Raw genomic sequence first — 13,511 nt, 5'->3', positions numbered from 1 at the left:
CCATGTCTCCAAGAATGGGTATCACACAAGAAAAAATTGTTGAATCTGCCATCGAATTTGTCGATGAGGAGGGCTTTTCCGCTTTGACCATTGCTACATTGTCCAAACGGCTTAACATCAGACCACCATCTCTTTACAACCATATATCCGGTCTTCATGAAATACAGGCAGCTCTTGCTGTTAAGGGGCTGACAATGCTTTGTGAGGCCGGCAAACAAGTTACAGCGGGGCTGGAAAAAGAAGACGCTGTTTTAGCATTTGCAAGACAATATGTTCAATTTGTTCGTCAGCATCCCGGCCTTTATGAGGCTGCTTTTTCACATATGAATGAAAAAGAAGTCAGTGTGGCTGCAGAGAATCTTGCTGATTTTGTCCAATCCATCATGTCTCGTTTTGGTGTAAAAGAAGAGGACATGACGCATGTCGTCAGAGGGCTTAGAAGCTTACTGCACGGCTTTGGAGATATTTCAAACAAAAAAGGATTTCAACGGAAAGAGCAGCTTGAAGATAGTGTGAGCTATGCGGTCCGTCTTTATATTGCAGGCATCAAAGAGCAAGAAGATCTGTCTCATTGACAGGTCTTTTTTATGTATCGAACCGACATGATGAAGGAGATGTAAACAAATCAAAACATTTTTTGGGCAAAAAACCAATAAAGATTTGACAGTTTTGTGAAACATGGTATGCTTATTATGTGAAATAATTCACATAGAGGAGTAGAGGCAGATGAAAAGAAAGCCTGTTTATGTGGAAACAACCATTCAAGCACCTATTGAAAAAGTATGGGAGTATACGCAAAATCCAAAGCTTCATGAACAATGGGATTTGCGATTTTCGACCATTTCATTAAATGGACCTAGTGATGAACAGCCCCAATCCTTTTTGTATGAGAAACACCTTGGATTTGGCATTAGTGTAACTGGGACAGGAGCGTATCGAACGAGCGTGAAGGATGAGCGTCATGAAAGAGCATCCTCACTTCAATTTAAATCATCACACCCTTTGTCTTTCATCAAAGAAGGCGGAGGGTATTGGAAATACATGAAAACGAATGATCACATTGTGTTTCAAACGCAATTTGATTATGAAACAAAGGAAGGAAAAGGGTGGAAATGGGCAGACCGGTTCTTTTTTCGGCCAATGATGGGGTTTATGACTGTCTTTAGCTTTGGCGCATTAAAGACGTGGCTTGAAAAGGGAACGCATCCCCGTTTGCTGCTAGAGAGAACACTTGCCCATTATGGCATTTGTTTGTTGTTTGCCATCGTCTGGTTATGTCAAGCGATCATTCCTTTTTCACCTTCTGCTTTTGATCATAGCACCGGATTTCGATTGTTTTATGCGCTATTAGGTGTATCATGGCTCATGCCTAAACTGCCAAAAAAATATATATTTATCCTTCAAAGCATTTTTCTGCTACTGATGCTTGGTATAGGGATTTTATCGCCAGAAACGACTCTGCACGAGCCGCTGGTGCTGAGTGCATTTTTCATTTTATCCGTTGCAGGAATGATTAATTTAAAAGATTGTGTAGATGTGTTTTCGATCAAACGAAAAAGGGGAGGTAGACATGGTCGTTCATCATCATCAAGTAAAGGACTACGATAAGCTGCATCCAGCATTAAAAGAACGTTATAACCGCGCGTTTACGGCCGAAGGCATCATGGAGGAAATAGGAGGCGGGACAAAGCTCATCCGATTGTTATTCAAAGTCGGTCCATTGTTTCGCTGTTTTTTTCCTGAAAGAGGGCGAAATATTCACTTCCAAATTGTGAACAAGCCTTTTACGACAAGTAAGGGAGAAGAAGGGATGCACTGGTTTCGAACGTTCTATTTTCCTGACAAGGAAAGACATTTTGATGCAGATATGATCATTGATCAGAAGAGCCATCAAGTACTAGACTACTTTGGAAAACCTAGGCTTCTTGTGTCAGAGCTTCATTTTACAGTCACGGAAAAAGGATTCTTGCACATTCAATCAGGTAAGCAAAAGTTTTTGCTGTTTGGGCGGGAGTGGCCGCTCCCTTCTTGGCTTTATGGTGAATCTGATGTAACAGAAGGGTACGATGAGCGTGCAGGTGAGTATACGATTGATGTTCAAGTGAAAAATCGCCTTTTTGGCACTCTTTTTACGTATAAGGGCCGGTTTACGGAAAGGGTGTCATCTCATGAATAAATGGCATTTGATGTGTAGCATCGTGTTGATGGCTTGCTTTCTCGTTACACGTTTGACGACAGCTCCCATACCAGAATTTTTTGTTTTGATTGCGATGTTATTTTTTCTTCCCGCTTTCTTACACTTTTTTTATCAGGAAGAGAAGAAACGGCAGCAGAAGGGGCTGATCAGCTTCATAATGAAAGCCTTTCCAGTAGCAGCTCTATGTGCAACAGGCGCATTCATCTACCACTCTCTTTGGCTTGCATTGGGATGGCTTTTCTTTACAATGATTCTGGCTTTATTTGGTTTCACCCGTTTGCTGAAAAGAGGGGCCCATCCGCTTCATGAGCTGATGATCGATGGCGCATGTATGTATATCGCTCTAGGTGGGCTTTGGTTCTGGCTGTACATAGCAGATATACAAGTGATGACATTTTCACCGATGATTGTTCTTTTGACAGCTATTCATTTTCATTATTCGGCTTTTTTTATCCCAATCTTTTATGGCTTATTAGGAAGGCAGCGGAAAAAAGAGACGACGTTATACAAAGTGGGTGGCTGGGTTATTTTACTGTCGCCAGTGATGATTGCTGTGGGAATCAGCTATTCTCGCCTGTTTGATACGTTCAGCGTCGTTCTTTATGTGATCGCACTTTATTTGTATGGAGTTTTATGTATGACAACTTCTTTTCGTTCAACTGTCGCAAAAGGGTTCGTTGTGTTTTCTAGCATCATGTTAATGGGAACCATCGTCCTATCATTCCTTTATTCTGCCGGAATGCTTTTACATGTTACCTACATCAGCATGGATCAAATGATTTGGTTTCATGGCAGTATCAATGCAAGTTTGGTTATTTTACCAGGCCTCATAGGATGGTTGATTGAAAAACCAGCTGATCGATTGAAACAGAAGGATTTTCCGGTATCGAGAGTTCACGGTCGTTTTCAGATCATGTTTTTTCAACATGACGACATGCAGCATGATGAGAAGATTGGTTTAGTCGATTCTCTTGACCAATTAAATGGAAAGGCATTTTCAGCAGAGAGTGTGTCACCTGTTATTCGCAGATTTTATGAGGACCCGATGTCCTTTACGTTAAAAGCAGCCGTCTGTTTTCATTGGTGGGTAAGGCCGTTTGTCTTTTTGCTTCAGCCTGTTTTTAGACAAATAGGACAGCTCTATTTAGGGTCATCACGAATGCCATATGAAATGTCGGGGAGTCTTTCAAGATTTCAACATCCTCTTGAAGAAAGGGAGAATGTACGTGTGTGGATCAGGCGCAATGAGAAAGGCGAGCAAGTCTTTTATGCGCTCTATGCTCAGCACCATGATGAAGAGACAGTCTATATGAATATTGCTTTGCCGCTTCCTTTTTCACAGCTTACGGCTATTTTAAAACCTTTGAATGAAAAGGAAGATTTTCTATTAAAAAGTAAAAGTCCAAAAGGCAGTACGGGTGATGAAGGATTGTATTTGCATACGTCTTTCATCACCATGAAACTGCCAATGGAAGAAAGCTTTCATATGAAAGCAGAGACGGAAAAAAGTCTCACAGCGATTCATCAAATGAAGCTATTCGGTATTCCTTTTTTAACGATTCAGTATCAAATCGACAGTGAAAGCCACTCATCTTAGTCAATGATGTCGCATGGTTCACCGTGACGAATGATGTTCACAATCGCTTGCCCATCACTCGGATGATGATCTGCATACTGTACTGGAAGTAAAGCAAAAAATACATAGTAGACTGAGAAGTAAGCAAATTGATAGAAAAATTGATGTTCTGGCAGGAAATCGTTGGCGATCATTGTGTTCAATATAAGAACACTGAGCAGGTTGCATAATGATCCGCCTAAGTAGACAAGAATGTGTGAGAAACGGTTATTTCTCCTCATTTCTTCATAGTGGCAAAAAGCATCTAGAAAATAGATTCTTCTAATTTCAACGACGCCTATTTTCAATACTTTTTTGCCTCTGCCAAGTGCAAACGAAACCTTTGCTCCAAACAGCCAGGCGACTACAATATGGCCCAGCTGATGCAAGATGGCAACGATAGGAAGAATGACGAAAAACGACCAGCAAAACGTCCACATATCTGATAATGTAAACAAGTGTTAACCCTCCCTGAAATATTCGAGAGGAAGCAGTAGGATTATTTGCCATTTTACCGAATTCATTTTCATGATGCAAACATTTAATAGACTACTATAAAATGATTATGTAAACTAAAAAATTTCAATCAATAGGCTTTTTAACCCTTTCTTTTAGAAGAGTAGGGTGTGCTACAATTAAGAAATTAGTGGAAGACAAGTGGTCATCTAGCAGAAGAAAAATGTGACCTTTTTTATGAAAGATTGAAAGGGAGAGAGATTCTAATGGCAGATATTGAACAGTTTTTGGCGTTAGACATTCGTGTTGGGACGATAGTAGAAGCAGAGTTCTTTGCAGAAGCGAGAGTGCCTGCTTTCAAGCTGAAGATTGACTTTGGGGATGAGATTGGCATAAAACAATCTAGTGCACAGCTGACAAAACGATATCAGGCTGAGAATCTCACTGGGAAACAAATTATTGCAGTGGTCAATTTCCCGCCAAGAAGAATTGCCGGGTTTAAATCAGAGGTACTTGTCTTAGGAGGCATGCCGTCAAAAGAAGACGTTGTCCTGCTTGCCACTGATGAGCCGGTTGAAAATGGCACCAAAATAGGGTAAGAAAAAAGACATCTTCATCAGAAGATGTCTTTTGCGTATTGAGGCGGAATAACCACACGCCACATTCGTGTGTGTCTCAAAGAGACGTGTTACCCGACTTACACAATTCAGCTCATCGCTTGATTAATATAGCATGGGATTGGTATGAATGCAACCATTATTTGAGTTCTCTTTGATTTTGGAAGATAAAAAGAGATTCATATCCTCATATCATAGAAAAAATGACAAGAAATCAATTATTTGGATTATTTTTTCAAAAAATATTGAAAAGTCAGATCATATTTTATAAAATGAATTCATCTTAGTTTGTTTAATCGATAAACTAAGATGGCGATCATCTATTGATCTATTGTTTAAAGCGAATGATTTGCTGCTATGTGGGCTAAGCTGAAAGAAAGAGATGTTCAGCTTCATTTTTACAACGAATTGAAAGCGCTTTATTTTTGACCTATTGATTGCTGCTGCCCTGCACCATCTGTCCGTTAGAAGAGGCTAAGTGAAGAAGGGAGAAAACTCATGGTGAGTGAGAATTTAAAGAAGATTCGTATGTCTGAAAAAGTGGGGTATGCTTCAGGAGATTTCGCATGTAATTTAATTTATGCAACTGTCTCTACGTATCTATTATTTTTTTATACGGATGTCTATGGATTATCAGCAGCAGCAGCAGGGACGATGTTTTTGGTGGTTCGGGCCATTGATGCGCTTGCAGATCCGTTTATTGGGGCGATGGTTGACCGAACGAACAGCCGTTTTGGCCGGTTTAGACCTTATTTGTTATTTGGTGCGTTACCTTTTGCCGTTCTTGCCATTCTTTGTTTTACGACACCGGATTTTTCCGAAATGGGAAAACTCATTTATGCGTACATCACGTATGTTGGTTTATCGCTTACATACACGTTCATCAATGTTCCTTATGGTGCTTTAACTTCCGCAATGACAAGAAATAACCAAGAGGTCGTCAGTATTACGTCTGTTCGTATGCTTTTTGCAAATCTCGGTGGTTTAGTGGTTGCTTTTTTTGTTCCGTTTCTTGCGACGTTTTTGAGTGATACAACAGGAAATACAGCACTTGGCTGGCAGATCACGATGGCATTTCTCGGCGTACTTGGGGGCGGATTACTGATTTTCTGTTTTAAAAGTACGAATGAGCGCGTCACGCTTCAAAAGCCAGAGGAAAAGATCAAGTTCAGTGATCTCTTTGTCCAGTTACGAGTGAATCGTCCGCTTGTTGTGTTAAGCATATTTTTTATCATTATCTTTGGTGTGAACTCGATCAGCAACTCAGTCGGGATCTATTATGTGACGTATAACCTCGGCAGAGAAGATTTAGTGAAGTGGTACGGCCTGATTGGCAGTCTGCCAGCTTTAATGGTGTTGCCGTTTATTCCTAAGCTACACAAGTTGTTAGGAAAGAAAAAGCTGCTGAATTATTCATTATTGCTGAATATTGTAGGCCTTCTTGCCTTACTTGTGATCCCGCCGAGTCAAATCACTTTAATACTTAATTTCAGGCTCGTTGCGGCTGCAGGGAGTATTACAGCAGGTGCTTACATGTGGGCACTCATTCCTGAAACCGTTGAATATGGCGAATATAAAACAGGGAAAAGAATGGGTGGACTGATTTACGCAGTGATTGGCTTCTTCTTTAAATTTGGGATGGCCTTAGGCGGCATCGTTCCAGGGCTTGTCCTTGACCGATTTGGTTATATTGCAAATCAAGTGCAAACACCAGAAGCTTTACTGGGCATTTTAATCACGACAACGGTGATTCCTGTATGCTTACTCATTTTAGCGATGGTTGATATTAATTTTTATAACCTAGATGAAGAAAAACATAAAAAAGTCATACGAGAGCTTGAGAATAGAGATAAGGTGTATATCGATCATATGGACGACTTTAAAATGTAGCTCTCTGAAAGAGGAGGAAGTTCAATGAACATTACCAATCCAGTGCTCAAAGGGTTTAACCCTGACCCAAGTATTTGCCGTGCGGGAGAGGACTATTACATGGCGGTTTCTACATTTGAATGGTTCCCGGGGGTGCAAATTTATCACTCGAAGGATCTCGTCCACTGGCGGCTCGCCGCGCGTCCCTTGCAAAAAATTTCTCAACTCGATATGAAAGGAAATCCAGATTCCGGCGGGGTTTGGGCGCCGTGTTTAAGTTATGCGGATGGTCAGTTTTGGCTCATCTATTCTGATATTAAAGTAGTAGATGGTCCGTTTAAGGATGGTCATAATTATTTGGTCACAGCTGATGCAGTAGATGGCGAGTGGAGCGATCCGGTTCGACTCAATAGTTCTGGGTTTGATCCTTCCTTGTTCCATGATCCAAGCGGAAAGAAATACGTGTTGAATATGCTGTGGGACCATCGAGAAAAACATCATTCTTTTGCAGGTATAGCCTTGCAGGAATATAGTGTATCTGAAAAAAAACTGGTCGGTGAGCGGAAGGTCATTTTTAAAGGCACGCCAATCAAACTGACAGAAGCCCCGCATCTTTATTACATCAATGATGTCTATTATTTATTAACAGCTGAAGGGGGAACACGTTACGAACATGCAGCCACAATCGCCCGTTCCTCGCGTATTGATGGGCCGTACGAGGTTCATCCTGACAACCCAATTTTAACGGCTTTTCATGCGCCTAGCCATCCACTACAAAAATGCGGGCATGCTTCCATTGTACAAACGCATACAAATGAATGGTATTTGGCTCATCTGACTGGCCGCCCAATTCATTCAAGTAAGGAATCCATTTTTCAGCAAAGAGGCTGGTGTCCTTTAGGAAGAGAGACAGCCATACAAAAGCTTGAATGGAAAGATGGCTGGCCGTATGTGGTAGGCGGAAAAGAGGGGCTTCTAGAGGTTGAAGCGCCTGCGATGAGCGTAAAAGAGTTCTCTCCAACCTATCACATAGTCGATGAATTTAAAGATTCATCGTTAAATAGACATTTCCAAACATTAAGAATCCCATTTACGGATCAGATTGGTTCAGTGACGGAAAATCCTCATCATTTAAGGCTGTATGGGCAGGAATCTTTAACGTCTAAATTTACCCAAGCGTTTGTTGCGAGGCGCTGGCAAAGCTTTTATTTTGAAGCAGAGACAGCGGTTTCCTTCTTTCCGAAAAACTTTCAGCAAGCGGCAGGTCTTGTGAATTATTATAATACGGAAAATTGGACTGCACTTCAGGTGACTTATGACGAGGCGCTTGGCCGTATCCTTGAATTATCTGTGTGTGAAAATCTGGCCTTTTCTCAGCCGCTAATCAAAAAAATCATCATCCCAGACGAGATTCCGTATGTGTATTTAAAAGTGACCGTTAAGAGAGAGACGTACGCGTATTCTTATTCTTTTGATCAACAAGAGTGGGAAAAAATAGATGTACCGCTTGAATCGACTCATTTATCAGATGATTTTATTCGAGGAGGGGGGTTCTTTACAGGGGCTTTTGTCGGAATGCAGTGCCAAGACACAAGCGGCGAGCGTCTGCCTGCCGATTTTAAGTATTTTCGATACGAAGAAACAACTGAATAAAAAAAGACAACACTCTAAAGGCTGTCTCTCTTTAACATGTATTCCATTATGGTGAAGGCGTGACATCACGCAAAAAAGCTTCAGTGACAAGAGATGTCATCCCTAAGGCTGGTGCGTTTTGTCCTAATGACGAAGGGAGCAGCTCCACCCGTGAGCTGAATTGTGCATCCATTCTAGAGGATACTTCATCTTGAATGACACTTAGGACGGCCTGCTCAGATTCAATGACCTTGTTTCGTAAAATAACGGCTTGTGGGTTGAAGGTATGCAGAACGTTTGTGAGACCTACCCCAATGTAAAAGCCAAAGTTACGCAAGGCATTGAGTGTCTTCATATCATTTAACTTCGCTAGCCGCTCAATATCTTGATAGGTGAATGGCTGACCATCTGTTTGGAGCGATTGGAACAGTGCCTTCTCAGATGCATACAGTTCCCAGCAACCACGATTTCCGCAGCTACATGTCGGTCCATTAAAGTCGATCGTCATATGTCCCATTTCACCAGAAAAACCGTTCGTGCCTCTATATAAATGATGATTGATAATGATGCCTATTCCAATACCAGTGCCGATACTTGCATAGATCAGGTGGTCATAATGTTTAGCAGCACCAAAGATTTTTTCACCGTACGCACCGGCATTTGCTTCATTCTCGATAAAAACCGGTACTTGGAATGTGTCTTGGAGACTTGTTTTTAGATCGACATTTTTCCATTTTGAATGAGGCGTAAACACAATTTGTTCATCTGCATCGACCAGACCAGGTATACAAATCCCAATACCAATCAGCCCGTATGGGGAAGAAGGGATATGTGAACGTAACTGCTGAATCAATTCAATTAAAATACGGACGGTCACATCAGGTGTGCTGGATGGGAGCTTGAGCTGCTCATTATGAATCATCGCCCCTTCAAGGTCTGTTAAAATGCCGTTGACATAATCAACACCGACATCAATGCCGATAGAGTAACCTGCACGTTTATTAAACATGAGAAGCACGGGTCTTCTTCCGCCGCTAGATTCGCCTTGACCGATTTCATAAACAAGATGTTCTTTCATTAATGTACTCACTTGAGAAGAAACGGTCGATTTATTTAACCCAGTGCGTTCAGATAATTTTGCTCTGGAAATTGGTGCATGGTGCAGAATTTCGTTTAGCAATAGCTTTTGATTTATTTTTTTCACAAAGTTCTGATCCGCAATATCCATTGTATCCACTCCATTTGTTTCGTCTTTAGATTAAGTGAAGAAAAGCCGTTTTTTGTCGAGTTCCTTCTCTATAAAACATGCTTTTCACTTTATTATAACGAAAATATTTCTAAAAAACTAAAAAATATGGAAAATTCAAAGAGATTAGTTGGTCAACTCGTTCGTTTGTTTGTTGAATCAACTTACTAAGTGAATATATAGGGGGAATCACTTATGGTCAAATCAAATATGACTTCGTTAAGTCGTTTACAGGGGATTGGCAACATTCAATATGAAGGAAAACATTCAAAGAACCCATTCGCATTTAAATATTATGATCCGAGCGAAATGATTGGCGGAAAGTCAATGAAAGATCACCTGCGATTCTCCGTCGCTTATTGGCATACACTGACTGCTGATGGAACAGACATGTTTGGAACTGGCACGATGAAAAGGGCCTGGGATTCTTATAGTGGAATGGATTTGGCGAAAGCTAGATTGGAAGTGGCCTTTCAGCTCTTTGATTTATTGGATGTTCCGTATTTTTCATTCCATGACCGTGATATTGCACCAGAGGGCGACACGCTTCAAGAGACCAATCAGCAGTTAGACATCATCATAGAAAGAATGAAAGATTACATGCAGCAAAGCGGGGTTCGGCTTCTATGGAACACGGCTAATATGTTTAAGCATCCAAGATTTGTTCACGGTGCAGCGACATCCTGTCATGCAGATGTATTTGCCTATGCAGCTGCACAAGTGAAAAAGGGCATCGAAACAGCAAAGGAACTCGGCGCAGAAAATTATGTTTTCTGGGGAGGACGAGAAGGTTACGACACACTGCTGAATACAGATATGAAAAGAGAGCTTGACCATTTGGCGACCTTTTTGCATATGGCGGTCGATTATGCAAAAGAAATTGGATTTACAGGTCAATTTTTAATTGAGCCAAAGCCGAAGGAACCGACAACTCATCAATATGATACGGATGCAGCGACATCAATCGCCTTTTTAAAACAATATGGATTGGATACACACTTTAAATTAAATATCGAGGCCAATCATGCGACATTAGCGGGTCATACGTTTGAGCATGAGCTGCGTGTAGCAAGAATTCATGGACTGCTCGGTTCCGTTGATGCCAACCAAGGAAACTCCCTTCTAGGCTGGGACACTGATGAATTCCCAACGGATTTATATGCCACAACACTCGCCATGTATGAAATTTTGCAAAATGGCGGACTTGGAACAGGCGGTCTCAATTTTGATGCAAAAGTCAGAAGAGCCTCCTTTGAACTGGAAGATCTTCTGTATGCCCATATTGCGGGGATGGATGCATTCGCAAAAGGGCTGCGGGTGGCTCATAGACTCATAGAAGACCGTGTGTTTGAAGATGTGATCATGCACCGGTACCGCAGTTTTTCTGAAGGAATTGGACGGGAGATTTCAGAAGGAACGGCAAACTTTCATACATTAGAAGAATATGCACTGAAACATCCGCTCATCAGAAACGAATCTGGCAGAGAGGAACAGCTGAAAGCCAGATTAAATCAATATTTGTTAGAAGATTAATGGAGCGGGCGAATGTTTTGAAGGAGTGAACACATGAAGTATGTGATGGGAATTGATCTTGGAACGAGTGGAGTTAAAGCGATATTAGTAGATGAGAGCGGGAAGGTATGCTGCGAGACGACTAAATCTTACCGCCTCATTCAAAGCAAACCAGGTTATTGTGAGCAAAATCCTGAAGACTGGGTAGAGCAGACGGTGGCCGCGATGACAGAACTTATGGAGAGAAAGCCTGTTCAGTCAATGCAGGTAGAAGGCATCAGTTTTTCTGGACAAATGCACGGACTTGTTTTATTGGATGAATCCCTTCAGGTGCTCAGGCCTGCCATCTTGTGGAATGACACAAGAACAACACCGCAATGCGTGCGCATGACAGAAAAGCTAGGAGGCAGGCTGCAAGCGATCACAAAAAATCAGGCGTTAGAAGGGTTTACACTGCCAAAGTTGTTATGGGTAAAGGAACATGAACCAGAAATTGATCAACGAATCCATTTGTTTTTACTTCCAAAAGATTATGTCAGATATCGATTAACCGGCGCTATTCATATGGACTATTCTGATGCGGCTGGTACGTTACTGTTGGATATGGGAGAACAAACATGGAGTGAGGAGATTTGTCAAACCTTTGATATTCCGATTCGTATTTGCCCGCCACTCGTTTCATCGGAGGCGGAGGTTGGAACACTCTTGCCGCAGATCGCAAAGGAAACCGGGATGGCAGAAGAGGCGAAGGTTTTTGCAGGTGGAGCGGATAATGCTTGCGGTGCCATTGGTGCCGGCATTTTATCATCAGGTCACACATTATGCAGCATTGGCACATCAGGTGTCATTCTTTCCTATGAAGAAAATCATAACAGAGAGCTGAATGGAAACTTGCATTTATTCCATCATGCAAAAAAAGATGCTTTTTATACAATGGGAGTCACTTTATCAGCAGGTTATAGCCTCGATTGGATTAAATCTTTACTTGCTCCAAATGATTCGTTTAAAGACCTTTTAGCCGGAGCAAAGGATATAGCGCCTGGCGCAAATGGATTGCTATTTACGCCATATTTAGTTGGGGAAAGAACGCCTCATGCAGATTCAGTCATTCGTGGAAGCTTCATTGGATTAGACAGCCGGCATGAAAAAGCGCATATGGTTAGAGCTGTGCTTGAAGGAATCACTTTTTCATTAAATGAATCGATCGCTTTATTCAGCCACGCGGGAAAAAGCATTGATTCCATCGTGTCTATTGGTGGAGGTGCGAGAAGTCATACATGGCTTCAAATGCAGGCAGACATTTTTCAAGCTGAGGTGATACAGCTTGAAAATGAGCAAGGGCCCGCGTTAGGTGCAGCGATGCTTGCAGCAGTTGGATGCGGCTGGTACGAGTCACTTGAGGCGTGCGCGGATCAGTTTATCCATCAAGCAGCCGTATTTACACCAAATCAACAGCATGTCGATGTATATGATCATCTCTTTCGTTTGTATCAAAGCATTTATACACACACAAGAGACATTCATGCGGGGCTAGCACAGTATCGATAATCTAATAGTAAGTGGGGCATGAAAGGAGGTGATGAATTCGTTTCATCTTAGAGATGACAGAATCAAAAGGATGAAAAAGGAGAGGAATGGAAGATGAATTTGAGAAAATTAAGACTGTTGTTTGTGATGTGTATTGGACTGACGCTTATTCTGACGGCTGTACCAGCCCATGCGAGAACCATTACGAATAATGAAATGGGTAACCATAGCGGGTACGATTATGAATTATGGAAGGATTATGGAAACACCTCGATGACACTCAATAACGGCGGGGCATTTAGTGCAGGCTGGAACAATATCGGAAATGCTTTATTTAGAAAAGGGAAAAAGTTTGATTCCACTAGAACTCACCATCAACTTGGCAACATCTCCATCAATTACAACGCAAGTTTTAACCCAGGCGGGAATTCCTATCTATGTGTCTATGGCTGGACACAATCTCCATTAGCAGAATACTACATTGTTGATTCATGGGGCACATATCGTCCAACAGGAGCGTATAAAGGATCATTTTATGCTGATGGAGGCACATATGACATTTATGAAACAACCCGTGTCAATCAGCCTTCCATTATCGGGATCGCAACCTTCAAGCAATATTGGAGTGTACGTCAAACGAAACGTACAAGCGGAACGGTCTCCGTCAGTGCGCATTTTAGAAAATGGGAAAGTTTAGGGATGCCAATGGGGAAAATGTATGAAACGGCATTTACTGTAGAAGGCTACCAAAGCAGCGGAAGTGCAAATGTGATGACCAATCAGCTGTTTATTGGCAACTAAAAAAGTCAAAGAAAAGAGCCGGGAGCAAAACTCCTGGCT

At 41.7% G+C, this 13,511-nt stretch carries 12 protein-coding genes; 10 read left to right on the top strand and 2 right to left on the bottom strand.

The genetic code is table 11. The annotated features are described in order from the left end of the window. The first annotated feature begins 2 nt into the window (after positions 1 to 2). The 4 genes from MHB38_RS09975 to MHB38_RS09960 all read left to right on the top strand — a co-directional run bounded on the left by MHB38_RS09975 (position 3) and on the right by MHB38_RS09960 (position 3,794). Positions 3 to 575 (top strand): TetR/AcrR family transcriptional regulator, encoded by a 573-nt coding sequence (locus MHB38_RS09975; protein WP_008346533.1) that lies wholly within the window; start codon positions 3 to 5, stop codon positions 573 to 575. A gap of 151 nt (positions 576 to 726) precedes the next feature. Then, positions 727 to 1,608, top strand: a complete 882-nt coding sequence (locus MHB38_RS09970) for a hypothetical protein (protein ID WP_052320502.1) — start codon at positions 727 to 729, stop codon at positions 1,606 to 1,608. Beyond that, a complete protein-coding gene (locus MHB38_RS09965; RefSeq protein ID WP_052320501.1) occupies positions 1,571 to 2,176 on the top strand; it encodes a DUF4166 domain-containing protein in 606 nt (201 codons plus the stop codon). The genes MHB38_RS09970 and MHB38_RS09965 overlap by 38 nt, the downstream gene beginning before the upstream one ends. Next, positions 2,169 to 3,794: a YndJ family protein gene (locus MHB38_RS09960; RefSeq protein WP_341003274.1), complete on the top strand. Its 1,626-nt coding sequence runs from the start codon at positions 2,169 to 2,171 to the stop codon at positions 3,792 to 3,794. The genes MHB38_RS09965 and MHB38_RS09960 overlap by 8 nt, the downstream gene beginning before the upstream one ends. Here MHB38_RS09960 and MHB38_RS09955 read toward each other — a convergent pair. After that, on the bottom strand, positions 3,791 to 4,270 hold the full coding sequence (locus tag MHB38_RS09955) for a hypothetical protein (protein ID WP_007500681.1): 480 nt from the start codon (positions 4,268 to 4,270) through the stop codon (positions 3,791 to 3,793). The two genes, MHB38_RS09960 and MHB38_RS09955, sit on opposite strands and share 4 nt — an antisense overlap. Before the next feature lie 264 nt (positions 4,271 to 4,534). Between MHB38_RS09955 and csaA the strand changes: the two genes are divergently transcribed. From csaA to MHB38_RS09940, 3 genes are all read left to right on the top strand, one after another. Continuing rightward, complete coding sequence (gene csaA / locus MHB38_RS09950; protein WP_017367427.1) at positions 4,535 to 4,867, top strand: chaperone CsaA; 333 nt, start codon at positions 4,535 to 4,537, stop codon at positions 4,865 to 4,867. Between the two features lie 516 nt (positions 4,868 to 5,383). Then, the gene (locus MHB38_RS09945) at positions 5,384 to 6,775 is read left to right on the top strand and encodes an MFS transporter (RefSeq protein ID WP_341003272.1); all 1,392 of its coding nucleotides are present in this window, start codon (positions 5,384 to 5,386) and stop codon (positions 6,773 to 6,775) included. A 24-nt stretch (positions 6,776 to 6,799) separates the two neighbouring features. Then, positions 6,800 to 8,407: a glycoside hydrolase family 43 protein gene (locus MHB38_RS09940; protein ID WP_341003270.1), complete on the top strand. Its 1,608-nt coding sequence runs from the start codon at positions 6,800 to 6,802 to the stop codon at positions 8,405 to 8,407. A gap of 46 nt (positions 8,408 to 8,453) precedes the next feature. Here MHB38_RS09940 and xylR read toward each other — a convergent pair whose 3' ends face one another. Further along, a complete protein-coding gene (gene xylR / locus MHB38_RS09935) occupies positions 8,454 to 9,614 on the bottom strand; it encodes a transcriptional repressor XylR (protein ID WP_255233823.1) in 1,161 nt (386 codons plus the stop codon). 213 nt (positions 9,615 to 9,827) lie between these two features. Here xylR and xylA point away from each other — a divergent pair, with 213 nt between their 5' ends. The 3 genes from xylA (at position 9,828) to MHB38_RS09920 (ending at position 13,472) form a co-directional block, all read left to right on the top strand. Next, the gene (xylA, locus tag MHB38_RS09930) at positions 9,828 to 11,165 is read left to right on the top strand and encodes a xylose isomerase (protein WP_341003268.1); all 1,338 of its coding nucleotides are present in this window, start codon (positions 9,828 to 9,830) and stop codon (positions 11,163 to 11,165) included. Positions 11,166 to 11,198: 33 nt separating this feature from the next. Continuing rightward, positions 11,199 to 12,692: a xylulokinase gene (gene xylB, locus MHB38_RS09925; protein WP_341003266.1), complete on the top strand. Its 1,494-nt coding sequence runs from the start codon at positions 11,199 to 11,201 to the stop codon at positions 12,690 to 12,692. 93 nt (positions 12,693 to 12,785) lie between these two features. Further along, positions 12,786 to 13,472, top strand: coding sequence for a glycoside hydrolase family 11 protein (locus MHB38_RS09920; RefSeq protein ID WP_007500674.1), 687 nt, complete (start codon positions 12,786 to 12,788; stop codon positions 13,470 to 13,472). Positions 13,473 to 13,511: the final 39 nt, after the last annotated feature.

Origin of the sequence: Bacillus sp. FSL K6-3176, from assembly GCF_038003325.1 — a bacterium.
In the GTDB taxonomy this organism is placed as follows: Bacteria; Bacillota; Bacilli; order Bacillales; family Bacillaceae; genus Bacillus; species Bacillus altitudinis.
The sequence above is the reverse complement of the archived record's forward strand: the minus strand, read 5'-3'. Positions and strand labels throughout refer to the sequence as shown.

Bases quoted from the DNA above. Each gene is read 5' to 3' on its own strand.
- MHB38_RS09975 (WP_008346533.1), top strand. From the start codon at position 3: ATGTCTCCAAGAATGGGTATCACACAAGAAAAAATTGTTGAATCTGCC.
- MHB38_RS09970 (WP_052320502.1), top strand. From the start codon at position 727: ATGAAAAGAAAGCCTGTTTATGTGGAAACAACCATTCAAGCACCTATT.
- MHB38_RS09965 (WP_052320501.1), top strand. From the start codon at position 1,571: ATGGTCGTTCATCATCATCAAGTAAAGGACTACGATAAGCTGCATCCA.
- MHB38_RS09960 (WP_341003274.1), top strand. From the start codon at position 2,169: ATGAATAAATGGCATTTGATGTGTAGCATCGTGTTGATGGCTTGCTTT.
- csaA (WP_017367427.1), top strand. From the start codon at position 4,535: ATGGCAGATATTGAACAGTTTTTGGCGTTAGACATTCGTGTTGGGACG.
- MHB38_RS09945 (WP_341003272.1), top strand. From the start codon at position 5,384: ATGGTGAGTGAGAATTTAAAGAAGATTCGTATGTCTGAAAAAGTGGGG.
- MHB38_RS09940 (WP_341003270.1), top strand. From the start codon at position 6,800: ATGAACATTACCAATCCAGTGCTCAAAGGGTTTAACCCTGACCCAAGT.
- xylR (WP_255233823.1), bottom strand. From the start codon at position 9,614: ATGGATATTGCGGATCAGAACTTTGTGAAAAAAATAAATCAAAAGCTA.
- xylA (WP_341003268.1), top strand. From the start codon at position 9,828: ATGGTCAAATCAAATATGACTTCGTTAAGTCGTTTACAGGGGATTGGC.
- xylB (WP_341003266.1), top strand. From the start codon at position 11,199: ATGAAGTATGTGATGGGAATTGATCTTGGAACGAGTGGAGTTAAAGCG.
- MHB38_RS09920 (WP_007500674.1), top strand. From the start codon at position 12,786: ATGAATTTGAGAAAATTAAGACTGTTGTTTGTGATGTGTATTGGACTG.